Annotated in this window: 16 protein-coding genes; 5 read left to right on the top strand and 11 right to left on the bottom strand. The window is 67.7% G+C overall.

Annotated features, from left to right (window positions below):
• Window positions 1-18: 18 nt before the first annotated feature.
• On the bottom strand, window positions 19-1,467 hold the full coding sequence (locus JQX13_RS18160) for a sigma 54-interacting transcriptional regulator (protein ID WP_203412075.1): 1,449 nt from the start codon (window positions 1,465-1,467) through the stop codon (window positions 19-21).
• Window positions 1,468-1,536: 69 nt separating this feature from the next.
• Between JQX13_RS18160 and JQX13_RS18155 the strand changes: the two genes are divergently transcribed.
• From JQX13_RS18155 to JQX13_RS18140, 4 genes are all read left to right on the top strand, one after another.
• A complete protein-coding gene (locus tag JQX13_RS18155; protein WP_203410239.1) occupies window positions 1,537-2,574 on the top strand; it encodes an ATP-grasp domain-containing protein in 1,038 nt (345 codons plus the stop codon).
• A 137-nt stretch (window positions 2,575-2,711) separates the two neighbouring features.
• On the top strand, window positions 2,712-3,383 hold the full coding sequence (locus tag JQX13_RS18150) for a DsbA family oxidoreductase (protein WP_203410238.1): 672 nt from the start codon (window positions 2,712-2,714) through the stop codon (window positions 3,381-3,383).
• 132 nt (window positions 3,384-3,515) lie between these two features.
• On the top strand, window positions 3,516-4,712 hold the full coding sequence (locus JQX13_RS55415; RefSeq protein ID WP_203410237.1) for a hypothetical protein: 1,197 nt from the start codon (window positions 3,516-3,518) through the stop codon (window positions 4,710-4,712).
• Between the two features lie 182 nt (window positions 4,713-4,894).
• Window positions 4,895-5,752 carry a carboxypeptidase regulatory-like domain-containing protein gene (locus tag JQX13_RS18140; RefSeq protein ID WP_203410236.1) on the top strand — a complete coding sequence of 286 codons (858 nt, stop codon included), beginning with the start codon at window positions 4,895-4,897 and terminating at the stop codon, window positions 5,750-5,752.
• 21 nt (window positions 5,753-5,773) lie between these two features.
• On the opposite strand, the gene sitI6 is transcribed toward JQX13_RS18140, so the two are convergent.
• From sitI6 to JQX13_RS18095, 8 genes are all read right to left on the bottom strand, one after another.
• The gene (gene sitI6 / locus JQX13_RS18135) at window positions 5,774-6,493 is read right to left on the bottom strand and encodes a SitI6 family double-CXXCG motif immunity protein (RefSeq protein ID WP_203410235.1); all 720 of its coding nucleotides are present in this window, start codon (window positions 6,491-6,493) and stop codon (window positions 5,774-5,776) included.
• A gap of 199 nt (window positions 6,494-6,692) precedes the next feature.
• Window positions 6,693-9,158, bottom strand: coding sequence for a S8 family peptidase (locus JQX13_RS54165; protein WP_239014841.1), 2,466 nt, complete (start codon window positions 9,156-9,158; stop codon window positions 6,693-6,695).
• Between the two features lie 18 nt (window positions 9,159-9,176).
• Window positions 9,177-10,163 carry an AAA family ATPase gene (locus JQX13_RS18120; protein ID WP_203410234.1) on the bottom strand — a complete coding sequence of 329 codons (987 nt, stop codon included), beginning with the start codon at window positions 10,161-10,163 and terminating at the stop codon, window positions 9,177-9,179.
• A gap of 254 nt (window positions 10,164-10,417) precedes the next feature.
• Window positions 10,418-10,903 (bottom strand): VOC family protein, encoded by a 486-nt coding sequence (locus JQX13_RS18115; RefSeq protein WP_203410233.1) that lies wholly within the window; start codon window positions 10,901-10,903, stop codon window positions 10,418-10,420.
• Window positions 10,904-10,905: 2 nt separating this feature from the next.
• On the bottom strand, window positions 10,906-11,526 hold the full coding sequence (locus tag JQX13_RS18110; protein ID WP_239014839.1) for a TetR/AcrR family transcriptional regulator: 621 nt from the start codon (window positions 11,524-11,526) through the stop codon (window positions 10,906-10,908).
• Window positions 11,527-11,671: 145 nt separating this feature from the next.
• Window positions 11,672-12,820, bottom strand: a complete 1,149-nt coding sequence (locus JQX13_RS18105; protein ID WP_203410231.1) for an LpqB family beta-propeller domain-containing protein — start codon at window positions 12,818-12,820, stop codon at window positions 11,672-11,674.
• 12 nt (window positions 12,821-12,832) lie between these two features.
• On the bottom strand, window positions 12,833-14,437 hold the full coding sequence (locus tag JQX13_RS18100) for an N-acetylmuramoyl-L-alanine amidase (RefSeq protein WP_203410230.1): 1,605 nt from the start codon (window positions 14,435-14,437) through the stop codon (window positions 12,833-12,835).
• 235 nt (window positions 14,438-14,672) lie between these two features.
• Entirely contained in the window at window positions 14,673-16,271 is a 1,599-nt protein-coding gene (locus tag JQX13_RS18095; protein ID WP_203410229.1) for an N-acetylmuramoyl-L-alanine amidase, read from the bottom strand.
• Window positions 16,272-16,509: 238 nt separating this feature from the next.
• On the opposite strand from JQX13_RS18095, the gene JQX13_RS18090 reads away from it, so the two are divergent.
• Window positions 16,510-17,244 (top strand): metallophosphoesterase, encoded by a 735-nt coding sequence (locus JQX13_RS18090; RefSeq protein WP_203410228.1) that lies wholly within the window; start codon window positions 16,510-16,512, stop codon window positions 17,242-17,244.
• 50 nt (window positions 17,245-17,294) lie between these two features.
• Here JQX13_RS18090 and JQX13_RS18085 read toward each other — a convergent pair whose 3' ends face one another.
• Together JQX13_RS18085 and JQX13_RS18080 are read right to left on the bottom strand one after the other, a co-directional pair.
• Window positions 17,295-19,214 (bottom strand): HYR domain-containing protein, encoded by a 1,920-nt coding sequence (locus JQX13_RS18085; protein WP_239014837.1) that lies wholly within the window; start codon window positions 19,212-19,214, stop codon window positions 17,295-17,297.
• A 213-nt stretch (window positions 19,215-19,427) separates the two neighbouring features.
• Complete coding sequence (locus tag JQX13_RS18080) at window positions 19,428-21,341, bottom strand: potassium transporter Kup (RefSeq protein WP_203410226.1); 1,914 nt, start codon at window positions 21,339-21,341, stop codon at window positions 19,428-19,430.
• Window positions 21,342-21,488 lie beyond the last annotated feature (147 nt).

Here is a 21,488-nt window from a genome sequence, read left to right as displayed (position 1 = left end):
CCCCGCCGACACGTCACATCAGCGAGGCTTCATGCCCTTTGCATCCAGCTGGTACTTCTTCACCAGGCGCTCGATGGATTTGCGGTGAAGGCCACTCTCACGCGCGGCGCGGGAGAGGTTGCCCTCACAGCGGGTGAGAACACTGGTGATGTATTCTCGTTCGAAGTTCTCCAGCAGTTGCTCCTTGGCGTCCTTGAAGGTGAGGTGCTCGTTGAAGGGCAGCGGCCCCTCGCGCGCCTGACCCCGGACGCGGGGCGGCAGGTGCTCGGGCAGCACCTCCTCGCCCTCGCTGAAGGCGAGCACGTGGGAGAGCACGTTCACCAGCTCGCGCACGTTGCCCGGCCACCCATAGGCCATCAACAACGCCAGGGCCTCGGGGGAGATGCGCTTGCGGCCGTGCCGCGCCATTACCTCCGGTTCCGCCAGCGCCCGCTTGAGGATGAGGGGAATGTCCTCGCGGCGCTCGCGCAGGGGCGGCAGCTGGAGGTTGATGACGGACAGGCGGAAGAAGAGATCCTCGCGGAAGTTGCCCGCCGCTATCTCCTTCTGCAGGTCTCGGTTGGTGGCGGCGATCACACGGCAGTCCACCTCCACGATGTCGTTGCCGCCCACGCGCCGCACCTCGCGGTTCTCCAGCACGCGCAACAGCTTGGGCTGCAGGTCCAACCGCAGCTCGCCCAGCTCGTCCAGGAAGATGGTGCCCCCGTGCGCCCGCTCGAAGGCCCCGGGCCGCGCCGTCATGGCCCCCGTGAAGGCCCCCTTCTCGTGGCCGAACAGCTCGCTCTCGATGAGGTTGGGCGGGATGGCGCCACAGTCCAGCACCACCATGGGCCCCTTCTTGCGGCCACTCAGCTCGTGGATGGCCCGCGCCACCAGCTCCTTCCCCGAGCCCGTCTCCCCGCCAATGATGACGGAGATGTCCATGGGAGCGATCTTCTTGATGAGCGCGAACACCTGCCGCATCTTCACGCTCTGTCCCACCAACCCGCACAACTCGCCCTCGCGGTCGGGCTCGACGGACACCTCCTCGTCGATCGGAGCGAAGGAGAGCGTCGAGGAGCCGGCGCGGATCTGCGAGCCGCTGGAGAGGTAGGCACGTTCGATGCGCCGGCCATCCAGGAAGGTGCCATTGGTGGAGTTGAGGTCCACCAGGAGCCAACCCCGCTCGGTGTTGATGATCTCGAAGTGGTGGCGGCTGGCGGTGCGATCCTCGGCGAGCACCAGGTCGTTGGTGGGGTGGGCCCCACAGCGCAGGCGCTCCTTGTCGGACACCAGGGACTTGCCGTCATCCGGGCCGGCCGTCACCTGGATGCGACACTTGCGCAGCTTGAGCGTGGCGCGCGTCTCCAGCACCAGGACCTCGGTGCCGGAGCCCGCTCCACCGTCGGGGGGCGCGACGATGGAGTCGAGACCGTTCTCCCCCGGATTGGTGAGGATGTCGTCCGGGTGCGGTTCATGAGGACTCATCATTTTCGGATGATAACAAACACCACGGACACGGCCCGTCCCTGGCCGTGCTAGGGTCGAACCTCTTCCATGCCCGCCAAGAAGGTCTCGTCCAAGAAGGCGCCTACCGGGGCCCGCCCGGAGGCCCCCGCGCGTCCCGCCGAGCCGAGGCCCTCCGAAGCCCCGCCCCCGACCGCCCCCCGGCGCCCGCGGATCAAGAAGACGGTGGTCATCCTCTCGCGCAAGCGGTCCCTGTACTCCACCCGGCGGATGGTGGAGGCCATCAAGCAGCGCGGCCACCGGCCCCTGGTGCTGGACACCCTGCGCTGCACCATGGTGCTCTCCCCGGGCCAGCCTCGGATGCTCTACCGCGGGGTGGACATCAAGGGCGTGGACGTGGTGATTCCGCGCATTGGCGCCTCCATCACCGGCTACGGCCTGGCGGTGGTGAACCACTTCGAGATGATGGGCGTGCCGGTGCTCAATGGTGCCGGGCCCATCTCCCAGAGCCGCGACAAGCTGCGGGCGCTCCAGCTGCTGTGCCGGGGCGGGCTGGACGTGCCCCGGACGGTGATGGCGCATGACCGCAGCAACGTGCGCAAGCTCGTGGAGGAGGTAGGCGGGCTGCCGGTCATCATCAAGCTGCTGCGCGGCACCCAGGGCGTGGGGGTGATGATCGCCCACTCGCTCCAGGAGCTGCAGACCATCGTCAATACCTTCTGGGACCTGGGGCAGGAGGTGGTGCTCCAGGAGTTCGTGGCCGAGAGCAAGGGCCGGGACGTGCGCGCCCTGGTGGTGGGCGACAAGGTGGTAGGCGCCATGCGGCGGCGGGCCAAGAAGGGCGAGTTCCGCTCCAACATCCACCGCGGCGGCGAGGGTCACCCGGTGGAGCTGTCCCCCACCTATATAGATGTGGCGGTGCGGGCGGCGCGCCTGCTCGGGTTGGAGATCGCGGGCGTGGACATGCTCGAGGGACGCGCGGGGCCCCGGCTGATGGAGCTCAACTCCAGCCCGGGCTTCGAGGGCCTGGAGAAGGCGACCGGGCAGGACATCGCCGGAGCGATGATGGACCACGCGCTCGCCTTCGCCAGCGCCCGCACGGTCGCCCTCTCGCGTCCGACGCTCTGACGCGCAGCGGCACCGCACGCGGGGCAGGCGGGCGGACGAGCCTCTTGCTCGGCCCTCTTGGGAATGGGCACACCCGCGAATTGTCGGAGGGGATTGGCAGTGGGAGCGCCGCCTTCGTAATCTGTGCGCGCTCGCTCATGAAGCCCCTGTCCAAGCCGCTGCAGATCACCGTCTACCAGGATGTGTTGTGCTCCTGGTGCTATCTGGCCGACCTGCGGCTGGAGTCCCTCAAACATGAGTTCGGAGACATCCTCCGCTGGCGCGTGCGCCCCTACCCGCTGCGGCTGCATGACAAGCGGCCCACGGAGAAGGAGCTGCGAGGGCTGACGGAGGAGGTGCGCCGGGCGCGGCAGGAGCCGGAGCCGGTGGCGAAGCTGCTGTCGACGGAGCTGTGGCAGGGAGGAGACGCGCCCCGCTCCAGCATCCCGGCGCTGGCGGCGCTCGAGGCGGCGCGGCTGCAGGGCCCCACGGCGAGGGCGTACCTCGCGCGCGCCATGCAGCACGCGGCACTGGAGCAGGGCGTCAACGTGACGCGCACGGACGTCATCTTCGAGCTGGCCAGCCGCGTGGGCCTGGACATGGGCCCCTTCTCGGCGGCGTACCAGTCGCAGAACACGCGCAAGCTCATCCTCGACGAGCACCAGCTGGCCGCCAGCCGCGGCGTGCGCGGGGTGCCCACGCTGGTGATCGCCGGCCGGTGGATGGTGTGCGGCCTGCGCGACGTGGCCGAGTACCGCGAGCACATCCTCACCTGCATAGGCAAGCTGCACACCCCGCGCTCTGGCTCGTCCGAGCGCATGGTGCACTAGGCACCCGCCATCGAGGCGCCAGGGGCGGGGAAACGGGGTGTTGAATTTTCCTCCGGCCCGCCCGTCTGCTTCCTTGTCGTCGCCATGATGAAATGGGCGGGCCGGCCCCGGCTCCGGCCCCGGAGAACCTCCATGCGTCGCCTTCTCATCCTCACAGTCCCCACTGCCCTGTTGATGGGCAGCGGCTGTGTCGCCCACTACCACCAACCCGGCCACTACTCCTCGACCATCTCCACCGAGTACCGCTACTCGGGAGCGCACCCCGACCCGTACGGCGGCTGGTGCACCGAGCAGTACAGCCACGTCCATGGCTACACGCCCTCGGACATCGACGCCTATTCCTACGCGGACAACGTGTACGTCTACCGGGGCCCGCGCGTGGTCTGGTACCTGGACTACCACCCCCTGCCGGACGGCGGCTCCTGCTACATGCACGGGCGCCACAACCACGACTACTTCCCGCACACGTACTCGGGCAGCACGTACCGTTGGGACCGCGGCCGCTCGGTGTACGTCTACAACAACTACCGGCCGCCTCCGCCTCCGCGGTCCTCCGGTGGCTGGGGGGACAACTCGCACGGCGCCTCGCCCGTGGGGGGTAGCCGCCCGACCCCGCCGCCTCCGGCCTCGCATGGTGGGGGCTGGGGTGACAACTCCAGCCGGCCTCCGCCTCCTCCGGGAACCGGCTACGGCAACCGGCCTCCGACGAGCGGTGGCGGCTGGGGCAACCCGAATCCTCCTCCTCCGGGCTCGGGCACCGGCAGCCGGCCCCCGACGAGCGGTGGCGGCTGGGGCAACCCGAATCCTCCTCCTCCGGGCTCGGGCACCGGCAGCCGGCCCCCGACGAGCGGTGGCGGCTGGGGCAACCCGAATCCTCCGTCCAACCCGGGCGGTGGCAATGACAATCCGGGTGGCCCGAACACGAACCCGCCCGGAAGACCCGGCGGTGGCTGGGGCAACGGCGGCAACACGACTCCTCCGGCGGGCAACCCCGGCCGTGGCCCCGACCGGGATCGTGACGACGACAAGCCGTCTCGGGGGGGTGGCTGGGGCAGCGGTGGCGGCAACAGCGGTGGCGGCAACGACACGCCCCCGCCCCCTCGCGGGAATGGCGGTGGCTGGGGCAGCGGTGGCGGCAACAGCGGTGGCGGCAACGACACGCCTCCTCCGCGCGGCAACAGCGGCGGCAACAGCGGTGGCGGCTGGGGCAGCGGCGGCGGTAGCAGCGGTGGCGGCAGCACCCCGCCTCCTCCGCGTGGCAACAGCGGTGGTGGCAATGGTGGCGGCAACGGCGGCGGTAACGGCAATGGCTGGGGCCGTCGCAAGTAGGTCGTGACGTTCAACGGGCCGTGACCCGAGGGCCGCCCCCTTCCTCTCGCGAGGCAGGGGCGGCCCTTCGTGTTTTCCACCTGTGAGCACTCGGGAGGCGGACTGTTCCGTTACCCACGGGACGTCTGGGACCGCGGGTGGATTGCCGACCCACGGAAGCGTGAAGAACTTGGCGCGCAGTCATGAAGCGTCCGAGTCTCATTCTCTGCTGCGCCCTCCTTGGGCTCGTACCCACCGCCTGTGGCCCGGGTACGGACCCGGACCCCGGCGTCGACCGCAGCGACAGTGCGAAGGTGGACCTCGACCACCTGACCATCACCGTCTCCGGCCGTGCCGAGCTCTTCCCCGAGGCCGCTCGCCTGCTCGAGGCCCAGGGCCAATCGGTCCCCACGCTCGACGGGGTCGCCCTCACCATCGAGGAGCCGCTGCGCGTCGGCGTGAGTGATGCGGAATCCGTCTTCGGCCAGGGCAGCATCGGCGCCGATGGTGGGTTCTCCGTGGCCGACGTGCCCGTGCGCAACATCCACCTGAGCCTCGCCGCCAGCCTCGAGCACGAGGGCTTCGTGCGCAGCTCCACCGTCGTCTTCGACACCGTCTTCACGCGCACCCGGCCGCGCACCGACATCATCGGAGCCCGGGCCTGGGCGCTGCCCAACACCTTCCACGACGCCCTCACTCGCGCCGTGGGTGAGATGTGGATCCGCGCCCACACGGATGACCGGGCCCGCACGCTGCGCGATGCCGGCTTCGTCCTCGGCCGCGTCGTGGATGCCTCCGGCGCGCCTGTCGCGGGCGCCCGCGTCGTGTTGGATCGCGGTGAGCTCGCCGACCGCATCTACTACCCCGCCCCGGACTTCCAGAGCGCCAGCCAGGACTCCACCCACGCCACCGGACTCTTCATCTACGTGCACTCCGGCGCGGCGTCGGAGACCTTCACCCTGTCCATCCAGGGCACCCAGGACTACCTGCCCCGCAACGCGGGAGCCACGCCGGGCAGGGGGCTCGTCCTCACCCTGTTCCCGGGCAGCACCCCTCCGTAGGGCCAGCGGAGGCACGGGAGCTCAGCGCACGGGCACCTCGCGAATATCGACCTCATCCAGGTCCAGGCGACGCACGACCTCCACGAAGCGCTCGGTGGCGATGAAGATGGTCTCGAAGTCGCTCAGCCGAAACAGGTCCGTGTGCGCCGGCAGAGACACCGCATCGAGGATTGGGTCCTCCGGAAAGGCGAAGTCGTCCCAGCCACATCTGGGACATGGAGGACGCCGCTCCGGCGGAGTGCAGTCCGGATGCAGCCGACCATGAGGCAGGACTTCCAGTTCCATCAACTCGGGGTGGCTCTTCTGACGGAAGCGCAGCTCCGTCTGGAAACCGCGAAGGCCGCGCACGCCCTCGGCCAGTAACCGCTCCAGCGCCTCGCGGTGTACCAGCGGCATCTCGACGTAATAGAAGAACAAGGGGCTGAAGGTACCGGTGGCGGTGCCCACCAGTGGGCCGAATCTAGTGCCTGGGAGCAACTGGCCTCCAGGTGGCACGAGTGGCCGCACCAACTCACGCAACCGCACGAACTCGTCGAAGGGCTCCGGCCTGGGCTTCTCGTACTCGTCACACTCGGGAAGAGAGGACAGGTCCACGCCTGGATACGCGGTCATTCCGCCAGCCCACGTGGCTCTACATTCAGGGCAGCGGAGCCCGGGCAGGCTGCCCCACTTGTGCCTGGCACTGAGGGAGCCGGTGTACCTGGAGCTTCTTGGCGCTCGGAGCCGGTAGAACTTCGTCATCTCGTCACCTGCCCCCACGAACATACGGAACGATGGGACCCGTCAGCTCGAATCGGCATTCGTCCTCACCACATGCCTCCCAAGGAAACCACCAACTCCGGCTCGCGTGTTGGGCCGCCCTCCTCGAAGGCGGGCTCGAGGCGGAGCACGCTTGCGCATCACCGGCCGGTGGAACCGGGCGCTTGAGGGGGGCCGGAGGTCAAACGAGAACGGGAATGCCGAGTTGGATGGCGACGGGGGTGTAGATGTCCGTATCCACTCTCGGCGTGCGAATGGAGACCACCAGCGCATAGCGGGTTCGCGTCTCCCCACGTCCGAGCCGAGGCCGCTCCTTCCACCACCCTACCGTCGGGTAGATGGCGAGAAAACCCTTGCTCGCCAAGTCTACTGCGGTTCCCCTCCAGCGGTCGGAGTGAATGGAACCAGCGCTGCGGATGTCCGAGCCAAACAGCCACTGATCCGAGTCGCTCTTGCTCGTGGCGGTCTCGTCCTCAGCCCGAGCCGCTTTGTTGATACGGACCTTGAATTCGTCAAGTGACTCTGTCGCCGTCTTCAGTTCGAAGCGCAGGCCATGCGATGCGTAACGGTGCCGTTGATTTTGTGCATACCCTCGATCTCCGGGTAGAGGCTCGATGAAATAGGAGAGTGTCACCCGAAGTTCGACCTCGGTCTCTCCCAAATCGCGCAGGACATCCCCTGGCCAGGGAAGAGCATGCAGGTGCATGTCCCGGGTGACGATCTGCCCTTTCTTCGTAGGGTGGAGCCCATAGGGCTGAATCTCGTACTGCCCCATGAGCGTGAGCGCGTCATCCGCACTGAAACAAGCCGCCGCTTCGTCCGGCACTCCGTGACCATACATCCGAAGAAGCTTGCGGTACTCACCCTTCTTCTTGGTCTTCCTCTCACCCTTTCCTCCCTTCTTTTGAGGAAGGGCGCGTCTCATCTCCTGTGTCCACTCCGCAGAATGAACGAGAAGGGCACGGACCGACTCGGGCCACAACCGTGGATATTCCGCATGAAGACGGGCCGCGAGACGAGCCGCGAGAGCCGTGGCCGCGCTCGTCTCACCCGACGTGGAGAACTGCCGAGCGATGGGACGGAAATAGGTGGTGAGCAAAGAGAGACTGCTGGCGAAATCACACGTCGTCCCCTCGGGATCAACGACGGCGTTTCCGCCCGGCATCACGATGTCCGGCTTGATGGGCCAGTCCGACTCCCAAACGAGAGAAGTTGGACTCGAAGGGCACAGCCCCCCCATCGCCGCGATGGGTTTCCATCCCGCCAGTTCCGGTTCGGTCAATGCGTCACGATCGGCGTAAGCGCCCACGGTGATTGCATTCCAAGCCTGGCCTGGATCCCGAACGAGCTCGGTCAGATTGCCGTTGGGGTAGAGGAGGAAATGATCCCGGTTGATGTTGCCCGCCGAGATGCACATCAAGCGCCGCTCTCCATCGGCGGAGCCAAAGGCCAGCCCGTCAACGGCGCTCGACCAGGAAGAGGGAACGCCCTTCTCATGACCATCGGGACTGGTCACTGCCATGCAGAATGTCCGCGTCAGTCCAGGAGACTGGACCTGAGCGCGAGCAGCCGCCTCTTGTGTCACTGCTCCATAAACTTCTGGAACGTGCGTATCACCCGGACCGGGAAAGAGCTTCACGCTCTCCAGTTGGTGCCTGAGAGGGACATGGGTATTGGAGATGAGGACAGGTCCCAGGTCGCCGTACAATGCGAGTCCCGCCATCTCAGTGCCATGACCATGGTGATCGTCAGTACCCCACCGGGAGTCGACAGTGAGCACAGAGGAAGGTGGGAGGGCCAAACCGAGCAGCCTGTGTCCTCGATTTACTCCCGTATCGAGAATACAAACCGATGGCCCATCCAAGGGTGGGGCCTGAACACGCTCCAGGAGGTTGTTGACCCAGCCGACCTGCTCGAATGGTGTGAGTGCCAAGAACTCCGCCGTGGAGGTCTTGGCCTCACGGAGTTCCGCGATGAGTTCGTCCCGTTCGAGCAAATGACTGATTTGAAGGACGGTCGCGTGGAGATTCAGCACGGCCCGGTCCACGAAGAGCAACGGCCTCTGGCTGACGGTCAACCCTGCTTGTCTGGCGGAAACCTTGAATGCATCGGCGGCTCTCTGATTCCCACGCAGCCAGACTTCCCACCAGAAGGCGGCCCCGCCTGAAGGGAAGCGTGCCTCGGGATCCGTCCACAAGGAGCGGACCGATGCGCGCCGGACATGAGAAATGCTCTCCACGAGGGACTTGTTGGCTGGATTGTTCTTCGTACCGCGCGTCTTGGTGAGATAGTCCTCGAAAATACCGAGGAAGTGTCTCAGCTTGTCGCGAGGGATCAACACCGTCGCGAGCGTGGTATCCCCAGCTCGACGGACATTGAGCAACTCGATCCCCTTGCGTTCGGACTCGAGGCTCTCGAGTTCGAGCGCGAACCCGGGCTCACTCTCGAATTCAAAGCGGAACGCGCGTGCTCCATCCTGTTCAGGAGGAAGGGCGGCCTCGAACTCAGCCTTCAGGAGAGCACCATGAGCCGCCCGGTCCCGAGCTTTGCTCCGAGTGCCGCCTCCGCCACTTCCAGGGGCAGTGAAAGATGCCGTGTCCGGCTGCTGACGCATGAAGAGATGCGGCCGGTTGAATGGCTTGGCCAAGCGACCTCCCGAGAGGGGTCAGGAGCGTCGGGTGGCGCGGCGCTCCTCAAATGCGCGAATAAGAGCTTGAGTGGTGACCACCGGCTTGTCATCAAGGATGGCCTCCTTGATGGCATCATTGCAAGCCCGTGCGAGCTCGGCATAGCTCAGCCCCTTCGCTGCTGCACCGAGCTGTTTCCAATCCAGGTCGCCCGAGGCGAAAGTCCCTAGCTTGGCGAGGATGGTCCGGTCCGCCAGTTCTCCTGAAGGAGTATTGTATTCGATAACGTCATCGAAGCGCCGGAAGAGAGCGTGATCCAACAACTCAGGATGGTTCGTGGCGGAGATGATGAGACTGTCCGATTGGTCCTGTTCCAGGAATTGGAGGAAGGAGTTCAGGACACGCCGGATCTCGCCTACATCGTTGGAGGCCCCTCGCTGCCCCCCAATCGCATCGAACTCGTCGAACAGATAGACCCCGCGAGTCGAGCGGATGGCATCGAAGACCAGCCGCAGCTTCGCCGCAGTCTCACCCATGAATTTGGTGATGAGACCATCCAGGACAATCGTAAAGAGGGGGAGCTGCATCTCGCCCGCTAGAGCCGCCGCGGTCATGGTCTTGCCGGACCCGGGAGGACCCACCAATAAAATCCGATGTCGAGGCCGAAGCCCATACTCCCGAAGCTTGTGCCCTTGCTTGTGCTCACGCAGGACACGTTCCAGGCGCTCGCTCACAGCGGGCTGGAGAACCATCTCGGTGAGTCGCGTGCTCGGATAGCTGACCGACAGCAGCCCCGCCAGCTCACCTCGCGGTTGGGTGAGCGGCGTGGGCGGTTCGAGCCGGCGAGGCGCGATCTGGCTTCGCGTCTTCGCCTGGTCGACGAGTGAGCGTAGCTCCTGGGCAAGCTTGGAATGCCCCTGCTTGGCAGCATGGGCGGCAACCTGCATGGCAACCGATAGGAACTGCGCCTGGTCCCCCTCGGCGTAGCTCCTCACCAGCGCCTTCAGTTGTTCCGCCGTTGCCACGTCTGTGCTCCTGTCGACTCCAGCGGCGTCAACGTTGACGGCGCTGCGGATCGCGAAGTGGATCCTATCCCAAGCGTATGACGTCCCTTCCTTCCGGGCCACGAATCCATCGGAATGCTACGTGGCGGGATCGACCGCTACGAAGGTGTTGTTGCCCGCACGCTCCCCCTAATAGAGGGGACCTTCGAGAGCGAAATCCCGCCGCTCCGGCCGCAATCCCCGCTCCGCCGCGGCTTCGCGGCGCGGAGGTGTCGCTACGCCTGGGCGTACGCCTCCTCGAGGCGCGCGATGTCGAACTTCTTCATGGTCAGCATCGCCTGCATCACGCGCTGCGATCGCTTCGGGTCCTTGTCCTGCATCATCTGGAAGAACCTGGATGGGACGATCTGCCACGCGAGGCCGAACCTGTCCTTGAGCCAGCCACACTCGATCTCCCGTCCTCCGTTCGCGGTCAGCTTGGACCACAACGTGTCGACCTCCTCCTGCGAGTCACAGTTCACGAGCAGGGAGATGGCCTCGGTGAAACTGAAGGCCGGGCCGCCGTTCAACGCGGTGAACTTCTGACCCGCGAGCTGGAACTCAACCAGCATGACCGCTCCCTCGGGGCCCGGTCCCCCGGCACCATGGCGAACGATGCTCAGGATCTTCGAATCCTCGAAGAGCGACACGTAGAAATTCGCCGCCTCCTCCGCCTCCTGGTTGAACCACAAGAACGGGGTGATCTTCTGGGGCCTTGCCATGGTCATGCTCCTTCGGGGTGAGAGGTGAACTGCGTTTGGAGATAGCGGCGCAGGTGGCGCAGCGACTCGGCCGCGACCTCGGGGCCCTGCTTCGCCTTGGCGAGGATGAACGCGCCCTGGATGACCGTCTGCATGAACACCCCGAGGCTCTCCGGGGTCCAAGGCGCGTCCGGCGCGTAGCGCGCCTTGGCCTCGGCGATGTCCCGCGCCAGCATCGTGGCGTGCGCGCTGAGGTGCTTGTCACAGGTGGCGCGGATCGCCGGATGCGTGTCGTACGCCTCCTGGACCATCATCCCGAGCAGGCACGTGAAGTCCGGTAGCGAGCCCCGCAGGAGCGCGATGCGGAAGTCGACGTAGCCGAGCAGCCGCTCGAGCGGATCCTCCGAGCGCTGATGGGGCCCGGAGGCGAACAGCCGATCCGCCATCGCCGCGAAGTGGTCGGCCGCCGCGAGCGCGAGCTCCTCCTTGCTCTTGAAGTGATGGAAGAAGCTCCCCTTGGTGAGGCCCGCCACCGCGCAGACGTCCTCGACCCGGGTCGCCGTGTAGCCCTTGGTCCGGAGGACCCGCAGGGCCGCGTCGAGGAACTTCGTCTTGGAGTCGTGAGGAAGAGGCGCGGTGTCCATGAGCATACCAACTGGTTGGTACGCCATATATACCTACTGGTTGGTATGGCGTCAACCCGAGGGCCAACGCCCTCGAGGAGCACCCCGCCAGCGCAGCCGCTCGCCAGCCGGCGGGCGGAGCGGCTTCCCCGAAATGTCCCGTGGGTCAGGTGCCCTGGGCCCGCGTCGCTCCCGTGGGGAGCGGGGCCTTGGGCACGAACCAGCGCGGCAGCCAGTCCGCGCCCTTCGACTTCGTCAGCTGCGTCTGGCCGCTCCCATCCGCGCGCATCAGGAACAGCTCCACGTCTCCCGTGCGCTCCGACGGAAACACCAGGTACTTCCCATCCGGGCTCCACGCCGGCTGGTCATCCGTGCTCTTCCCATCCGTCAGCGCCACCGGCTCCCCACCCGCCTCCACGTTCGCCAACCAGATGCGTGCCTTCCCGTCCGGCTCCTTCCCCCGCGCCACGAAGACCAGCTTCTTGCTGTCCGGGCTCCACGCCGGCTCGCGCTCCTCGCCCGTCGTCGCGCTCCCCGACACCGACTTCAACCCCGTCCCGTCCGGCTTCACCACGAACACCCGCGTGCGCCCCTCGCGGTCGCTCAGGAACGAAATCCACTTCCCGTCCGGGCTCCAACGCGGCGCCATGTCCTCCTTGTGGAAGGCCGTCAGCCGGCGCACGTCCGTCCCGTCCGCCTTCATCACGTAGATTTCCGGGTCCCCCGCGCGGCTGGACACGAACGCCACCTGCGTCCCGTCCGGCGACACGCTCGGCTCGAAGTTGCCCTCGCGCGCCGTCGCCAGCCACGTCACCTCCGCGCCCGCGCGCGGCGCCTGCCGCACCACGTCGCTGAAGCCCTGCGCGTCCGACTCGGCCACGAACCACGAGCCGTCCGGCGCCCAGCTCGCGTTGCGCGCCCGCCCCCGGGGCTCCGTCAGCATCACCACCGGGCTCCCATCCAACGGCGCCAGCCGCAGCTGCTCCACGTGCAGCCCGCTGATCTCCGCCGAGGCCACCACCATCAGCGACGAGCCATCCGGAGACGGCTCGCCGGTGAATTCGTCCTCGGGACCTCGCGTGAGCTGGGACTCCTCGCCCGTGGGCCGCACCAGCCAGACATCCTTCTGCGGCCCCCGCTCCGACACGAAGGCGATGACTCCTGGCATCCCCCGCCGCTCCTGCTCGGTGAGGGGCCCGGAGCCGGACGCTCGGCCGCCACACATGCCCGCCTTGCATCCAGCCCCGAGCAGGGCGAGCACGGCCAGTCGCCGTGCTCCACCCCGCCACGCCTGCTTCGCGAAGTCCCGAGTCATCACGTCACACCATTACCGCACGCGGATGGCGTCCGCGATGACCACGTAGCCCTCGGGGGCCCACCGGCTGAGCTGAACCTTGTTCCAGCCGGCCGGGAAGCTCCAGGTGCCCAGCGTCCGCCAGGAACTGCCACCCGTCTGCTGGTTCACCTTCACCGTGGCCAGGTTGGTGCCGCTCGCGTTGGTGATGATGAAGGGCGCGGCCGTCGAGCGGTTGGTGCCCGAGGTCCACCAGGCGTCGATCGTCTTCGTGCCCGCCGCCGGCATGTAGAAGTGGAAGACCGCCGCGTCCCCGATGGGCTGGGTGCTGGCGTAGTAGTAGCCCGAGCCGTAGTAGCCCGCCGTCGAGGACGAGGACGCCCAGTTGCCCGACACCTGGATGTAGCCCTTGGTGTCGTCGTTGTTGGAGTTGTTGCTGTCGATGATCAGGCCCGTGGTGGAGGTGTCACCGCAGTAGGACTTGATCTTGCTGATGTACGAGGACCACGGCCAGTTGGGGCCCGGATCCGTGCGGTTGTAGGGCTGCAGGCGGCCGTGCGCCACGATGTGGTAGCTGTCGCGCACCACGGTCCGGTCGCGGGAGATGTCGCACGAGAGCTTCGCCGAGGTGTCGATCTGCCCGGCCGGGAAGGACGACTGGCTGGCGTAGCCGCCGTGCTCGATACCCACCGAGAAGTTGTTCACCGACGAGCCGTTGAGGCCGCACATCACGCTGCCGTTGAGGCTGCAATCGTAGCTGGCCGCCACGTGCCAGGCGCGGTTGGTCTCGGCCACCAGCTGGGTGATTTCCGAACCCGACTCGTTCACCACGTAGTGCGCGCTGGCTCCGGCGGACGAGTTGGTCAGCCAGCTCCAGCAGCCCGAGTAGCCACCCTCACAGGTGTGGATGACGATCATCGAGATGTCCGTGCCCGACGGACGCGCGTTGTAGTTGGGCGAGGGGCGCCAGATGGCGGGCGCGTAGTCCGCGCTCATCGCGTGCCTGCTGGGCGTGGCGTACTGCGCCTGCACCTGCGTGGGCATCAGCGACACGGCCACGTCGCCCGCGGGCGTCTCGGCCACGGCGCCCTTGCGCAGCACGTCGTACACCTCGGTGTGGACGTACTGGGCCTGCGCTTCGGCGTGGGTGATGCCACTGAGCTTCACGGCCGCCGGGGCCCACGCGCCCAGGTCCGAGCGGTCCAGCTTCAGCTCGGTGGCGTACGCGGACAGCAGCGCCGCGGCGGCGCGGATGTTCTCCCGCGGCTGGGTGCGCACCGCCTCCTCGGACACACCCGCCAGGCGCGCGCCCTCGGAGAGCCTCTCACCGCGCAGGGCCATCAGGCCGTACGCCGCGGGCAGGCCCGGCAGCTCCTCGGTGCCCTGCACATGCTCCCACCGCGTCTCGGCGTAGGAGATGGCCTTGAGCAGGTCGGCCGGGACGTTGAACTCGGCGGCGGCCTGGGCGAAGGCACTGTCCAGCTCATACGGGGTGCGCTCGGCCTCGCGCTGCGCGGGGGTGCGCGAGTCCTCGACGGCGGCGGGGGGGGTGGGGGCGGTGGGCTCCTGCGGACCGCACGCGGCCAACGAGAGCGCGGCGGCCAGCGTGGCCACCATCTGCTTACGGAACGGGTGCATGCTCAGCACTCCTGGGGGGGATTGAAGGAACGAAGCAACGACTCCGCACGCATCTTTTTCGGAGTCGCGACAAGATGCACTTTACCGGAGCTCTTGGGAAGCCTGATTTTCCTGGAACCCGATTCTTCGAGAAAATCGTCCTGAAGTGGGCCCCCCAGAGGTGACGCGGTCCACGGAGCAGGGCGGGCACGGCCGGGAGCGCCGGTCCCCTGCTCCGGGTCGGCACGTCACGACCTCAGCGCACGCGGAGGGCGTCCGCGATGACGTAGTAGCCCGACGTGGTCCAGCGGCTGAGCTGCACCTTGTTCCAGCCAGCCGGGAAGCTCCAGGTACCGAGCGTGTTCCAGGCCCCACCCCCCGTCTGCTGGTTCACCTTCACCGTGGCCGTGCCGCTGGCGTGCGTGATGAGGAAGGGCGCCGTGGTGGAGCGGTTCGTCCCCGCCGACCACCAGGCGTCGATCGTCTTCGTCGCCGCGACCGGCAGGTAGAAGTAGAACGTCGCCGGGTCGGACACCGCCGCGGTGGGGGCGGCGTAGTAGCCCGAGCCGTAGTAGTCCGACGCCAGGGTCGAGGACGTCCAGTTCGCCGACACCTCGATGTAGCCCTTGGAGGTGTCGTTGTTGGCGTTGTTGCTGTCGATGATCAGCGAGGGATTGCAGTAGTCCTGCACCTTGCCGATGTACGAGGACCACGGCCAGTTGGGACCCGGGTCCGTGCGGTTGTAGGGCTGCAAACGCCCGTGCGCCACGATGTGGTAGCTGTCGCGGACGATCGCCTGGTCCCTGGAGATGTCGCACGAGAGCTTCGCCGAGGCGTCGATCTGCCCGTCCGGGAAGGACGCCTGGCTGGCGTAGCCACCGTGCTCGATGCCCACCGAGAAGTGGTTCACCGACTTGCCCTGCAGGTCGCACATCACGCTGCCGTTGAGGCCGCAGTCGTAGGTGGCGCCCACGTGCCAGCCGCGGTTGGCCTCGAGCACCAGCTGCGAAATCTCCGAGCCGCTCTCGTTCACCACGTAGTGCGCGCTCACGCCCGAGGTGGAGTTCGTCAGCCAGCTCCAGCAGCTCGAGTAGCCGCTCTCACACGTGTGGATGACGATCAACTGCACGTCCCCGGAGCCGTCGGTGGGACGCGAGTTGTAGTTGGGGGACGGGCGCCAGATGGCGGCGGCGTAGTCCGGACCCGCGGCCATCGCGTTCACGCCCGGCGAGGCGAATTGTGCCCGCACCTGAGTGGGCCTCAGCGACACCGCCACCGCGCCCCCGGGCGTGCTGGCCACCGCGCCCTTGCGCATCACGTCGTACACCTGGTTGTGGATGTACTGCGCCTGCGCCCCGCCGTGCGTGATGCCACTGAGCTTCGCGGCGGCCGGCGCCCACGCGCCCAGGTCCTCGCGCTCCACCTTCAGCTCATCGGCGTACGCGGAGAGCAACGCCGCCGCGCCCCGGATGTTGTGCAACGGCTCGGTCCGCACCGCCTCCTCGGACACGCCCGCCAGGCGCGCCGCCAGCGTCACGTTGTCGCCACGCAGGGCCATCAGGCCATACGCCGCCGGCATGCCCTCGAACTCCACCTCGCCCTTCACCATCTCCCAGTGCGTCTCGGCGTAGGAGATGGCCTTGAGCAGGTCGGCCGGGACGTTGAACTCGGCGGCGGCCTGGGCGAAGGCACTGTCCAGCTCATACGGGGTGCGCTCGGCCTCGCGCTGCGCGGGGGTACGCGAGTCCTCGACGGCGGCGGGGGGGGTGGGGGCGGTGGGCTCCTGCGGACCGCACGCGGCCAACGAGAGCGCGGCGGCCAGCGTGGCCACCATCTGCTTACGGAACGGGTGCATGCTCAGCACTCCTTTGGGGGGGTGTACGAGGGGTGAAGCGACGGCTCCGCTCCTTCGGGAGGCTGGAGCGCACCCGGCATCATGCCTTTTCTTGATGTACGCGGAAAGTTCGACTGGAAATAAAATCAAGAAAACCCGGGAAGTGTCCTGGGTTCGAGCATCGGTCAGCCCGCAGGGTCACGCGGCGAGGAGGCATGTCGGAGGCGACGCGGGGAGCGGGCTGGGTTAGGAGAGGGGCATGCGTCTCTTCGCCATTGGGGACACCCACCTTCCCTCCACACGCAACAAGGACATGCACCGGTTCGGGTGGACGGAGCACCCGCTGCCGCTTCAGCGCGCCTGGGACGAGAAGGTGCGTCCCGAGGACGTGGTGCTGGTGGTGGGAGACATCTCGTGGGCCACGCGGCCCACGGAGGTGCTGGACGATCTGAAGTGGTTGGACGAGCGGCCGGGGCGCAAGGTGCTGGTGCGCGGCAACCACGACTATTGGTGGGGAGACTCGGCGTCGAAGCTGCGCAAGCTGCTGGAGCCGTACAAGACGCTGGAGGGCTTCCTGCACAACAGCGCCTTCGTCATCGGGCGGTGGGTCATCGCGGGCACGCGGTTGTGGACGGCGCCCGAGGCCCCGCCGATGCCGGGCGGGGAGATGGGGGACGAGCAGGGCGACTCGGGGTACGTGGAGCGGGAGACGCGGCGGCTGATGACATCCATCGCCGACGCGGAGAAGAAGGAGAAGGAGAGCGCCGAGCCGCTGACGCGGGTGGTGGCGGTGCACTTCCCGCCGATGTACGCGAACGAGAAGCCCACGGCGTTCCTGGGGCCCATCGAGGCGTTCAAGCCGAAGGTGTGCGTGTACGGGCACCTGCACGCGGGAGGAATCCCGGCCGGCTTCACGGGAGAGCGGGCCGGGATTCGCTACGTGCTGGCCTCATGTGACGCGGCGGGCTTCTCGCCGATGCTGCTCGACGAGTAGCCCATAACCCCCTCTCCCCCCGGGAGAGGGCCGGGGTGAGGGTACCGGGCTCACTGCGCCAGCGAAATGGACTTCCACTGCGACGCCCCGCTCTCGGGGCGGCAGGAGCGCCACACCTCTCCGCTGTCGTTCGCGGGAGCACCCCCGGAAGCCGAGGGCACCCCCACGGGGCACACGCCCCGGGTGACATTGCCCGCCGTGTCGCGCACCTCGAAGTGGAGCGAGTACACGCGGCCATCCCCGTGGGCCGAGCGGTCCGCGCGGACCTTCACGGTGGTGGCGTCCACGAAGATGACATCCGGCTCGGCGGTGCTGCTCCGGGGCTCATCGGAGGAGACGCAGGAGACGGAGGCGGCGACCCCGTTGGGCCTGAGGCCGCCGTCGCACACGTCGCGCACCAGGATGCAGTCCTCGAGGCGGACGGTCTGGTAGCGCTGGTCGGCGGGCCAGACGGAAACGGGCGAGGCCAGGGAGACCTCGGGCGGCAGCGTGTCCACCACGGTGACGGTGGGGGCACAGGCCGCGGTGTTGCCGGAAGCATCCACCGCCGAGTACTCGAGCGTGTGCGAGCCCATGGGCAGGGCACGTCCAGCGGGCGGCGTCACGGTGGCCGGGCCGCAGTTGTCGGTGGCGGTGGCCTCCGGCGGCTCGACGCGGGCCAGACCCTGACCGGAGCACTCCACGCGGAAGTCCGCGGGGCACACGAGCGTGGGAGCCTCGCAGTCGCGCACACTCACCCGGGACCAGCACGCGTCCTGCGCACGGCCATCCGAGGCGGTGACGCTGACACCGTACTCACCCGGGGCATACGGCCCCCTCGGGCTCAGACTCCACGAGAGCGTGTCCCCATCCGCATCCGTGCCGGTGGCCAGGCCGCCGACGGTGGCGACGCACACCCCGGGGTCGGTGCACACGGACACATCCTGGCAGGTGGCGTCGGGCGCGTGGTTCTCGCCCTCCCACCTGCACGAGGCGTCGCAGCCGTCCCCGTCCCTGGGGTTGCCGTCGTCACACGCCTCGCCGGGGTCCACGGTGCCGTTGCCGCACACGTGGCAGTCCGTGTCCTGAGCGTCCGCCGCGCCGTCCCCGTCGTTGTCGAGCCCGTCCGCGCAGTTCTCCGAGGTGAGGATGACGCCCGAGCCCCCCAGCATCACCGGCTGGCCCGAGTGCGGGTTGTAGACCTCGTTGTTGTACGCGAGCACGCGCAGGCCCGAGAAACCACTCGGCCCGGTGAAGACGTTGTGGAAGGACTTGTGGCTGAGCTCGGCGGAGCTGATGGTGGGCGCGAACTCGAGGAGCCCCGCGGTGGGCTCGGCGAAGTCGAAGAGGATGTCCGCGGTGTCCAGCGGCAGGGGGAGGAAGCCCCAGCCCCCGGGGACCTCGGCCTGGGTGAGCGCGATGAGCGAGCCGCCCCGCTCGTTGATGAAGTGCGCGAGGTCCGGCTGGCGCGCGTTGAGCGCGGAGATCTGCTGCTCGGAGAGGCCTCCCAGCGTGTGCTTGTCCGCCGAGGGCAGATAGACGAAGGCGAAGCGGTTGAAGTCCACCTGGGAGATGGCCTCGAGGGTGCGCACGTGGGTGACGCGGGCGCCGGGGCCACCGTTCGCGGTGTCGTTCCAGCCGTTGAAGGTGCTCAGCGCCTGCCCACCGTTGACGCCGATGGCGAGGATGCCCTGGCCCCCGGAGCGCGAGCGGGAGAGCGCGGCACGGAAGAGCGAGGGGAAGAGGCCACCGCAGCGGCGCTCCTCGCAGTGCCACAGGTCGTCGGCGTCATCCCCCGTCACGACGACGAAGCCGCCGCGCTCCGAGGAGGTGGGAATCCCGGGAGGTGTCTGGGGGGTGGGAACCCCGGGGCGGGGCCTCGAGGGGGACTCCAGCCCGGGCGCGTCGTCACAGCGGGCGCGCGCTCCCCGGTGCTCGTCATAATAGACACCGCAACCGGACACGAGGCCGACGAACGTCAGGAGGGACAACGCCACACCGAAAGCAGAGAGCGGGCCGGAAAAGCGAGCAGGCGAGCAGGTATCGCGCATGAAGATTCCCCAGCGTGGGCAACGAAGCACCCACGCTGGGCAAATCAGTAGTGACTGCGTGCCTCACGCGAGGAGCGTGCACGCGCCGCAATGTCCAGCGGTCGAAGCCCTCACGTCCGCTGCGTGACGAACCCGGCGCGGCTCCCGTCCACCCTACAACTCCACCTGGGCTCCCAGCTCCACCACCCGGTTGGGCGGAATCCGGAAGTACGCCGTCGCGCTGCGTGCGTTGCGCGACATCCACGCGAACAGCGCCTCCCGCCACATCGCCATCCCCGGCTTCTTGCTCGGTATCAACGTCTCACGGCCCAGGAAGAACGACGTCCCCATCAGGTTGAACTGCAACCCCTTCTCCCGGGCCCGCTTGAGGATGTCCGGGATGCTCGGGTTCTCCATGAAGCCGTACCGGGCAATCACCCGCACGAAGCCCTCCTCCAGCTTGATGACCTCCACCCGGTCCTCCACCGGCACGTGCGGCACCTCCTCCGAGGCGATGGTGAGCAACATCACCTGCTCGTGCAGCACCTTGTTGTGCTTGAGGTTGTGCAGCAGCGCGGGCGGCGTGCCCTCGGGGCTGCCCGTCATGAAGATGGCCGTCCCCGGCACCCGCACCGGCTGGTGGTCCCCGAAGCTCGCCAGCAGATCCTTCAGCGGCATGGTGCTGCTGCGCAGCCGGTTGGCCAGGATGTCCCGGCCCCGCTTCCACGTCGTCATCAGCGTGAACACCGCCAGCGCCAGCAGCAGCGGGAACCAGCCGCCCGCGGAGATCTTCACCACGTTGGCCCCGAAGAAGCTCAGGTCCACCAGCGCGAACGCCCCCGCCACCGGCAGCGCCACCAGCCTCGACACGTTCCACCGCTCGCGCGCCACCACGTACGCCAGCCCCGTCGTAATCCCCATCGTCGACGTCACCGCGATGCCGTAGGCCGACGCCAGGTTCGTGGACGACTTGAAGCCCAGCACCAGCACGATGACGCCCACCAGCATCACCAGGTTGATGCCCGGCAGGTAGATTTGACCCCGCTCCTCCGCCGACGTGTGCACCACCTCCAGGCGCGGGCTGTAGCCCAGCTGGATGGCCTGCTGGGTGATGGAGAACACCCCCGAGATGAGCGCCTGCGAGGCGATCACCGTCGCCCCCGTGGCCAGCACCACCAGCGGGTAGAGCGCCCAATCCGGCGCCAGCTTGTAGAAGGGGTTGCTCGCCGCGCCCGGCTCACGCAGGAGCAGCGCCCCCTGCCCCATGTAGTTGAGCATCAGCGCCGGCAGCACCACCGTGAACCACGCCCACCTGATGGGCCTCCAGCCGAAGTGGCCCATGTCCGCGTAGAGCGCCTCGCCACCCGTCACCACCAGGAACACCCCGCCCAGCACCAGGAAGCCGTGCCAGTGGTTCTCCATGAAGAAGCGCACCGCCTGCAGCGGCGAGAACGCCCACACCACCGCCGGGTACGTCACCATTTCCTTCACGCCCAGCACCGCCAGCGTGAAGAACCACACCAGCATGAAGGGCCCGAAGATGGCGCCAATCCCCGCCGTCCCGTGACGCTGGATCAGGAACAGCCCCACCAGGATGAGGATGGTCAGCGGTTGGATGTACGGCTCGAAGAGCGGCGTGGCCACGCTCAAGCCCTCCACCGCGCTCAGCACCGAGATGGCCGGGGTGATGAGCCCGTCCCCATACAGCAGCGCCGCCCCGAAGATGCCCAGGGTGATGACCACCGGGCGCACCTTCACCTCCTCACCGCGCTTGCGCTGCATCGCCAGCGCCATCAACGCGAGGATCCCGCCCTCGCCCCGGTTGTCCGCCCTCATCACGAACACCAGGTACTTCACCGACACCACGATGATGAGCGCCCAGAAGATGAGCGACAGCACCCCCAGCACGTTGTCGTGCGTCGGCTGCACGCCGTGCTCCCCGGTGAAGCACTCGCGCAGCGCGTACAGCGGGCTGGTGCCAATATCCCCGTAGACGATGCCCAGCGCACCCAGCGCCATCGTGGCGATGCGTTTGTAGGGGTCCGGAGATTCCGGAGCGGTGGGGATGGCTGGAGACGATGCACTCATGGGCGCCTCCTCTAGCCCAACCCCGGCCCGGGAACAGCCCTTTGCCACCGTTCTGGCACCGTTCTTCCAAGGATTCCAAGGAATACCAGTGTGTTTATCCACTGTCCGTCACGCCCGGCGCACACTCCGAGGCCTACGGCCTCCTTG

Source organism: Archangium violaceum (assembly GCF_016859125.1).
Taxonomy (GTDB): domain Bacteria; phylum Myxococcota; class Myxococcia; order Myxococcales; family Myxococcaceae; genus Archangium; species Archangium violaceum_A.
This window is presented reverse-complemented; position numbering and strand designations above follow the sequence as displayed.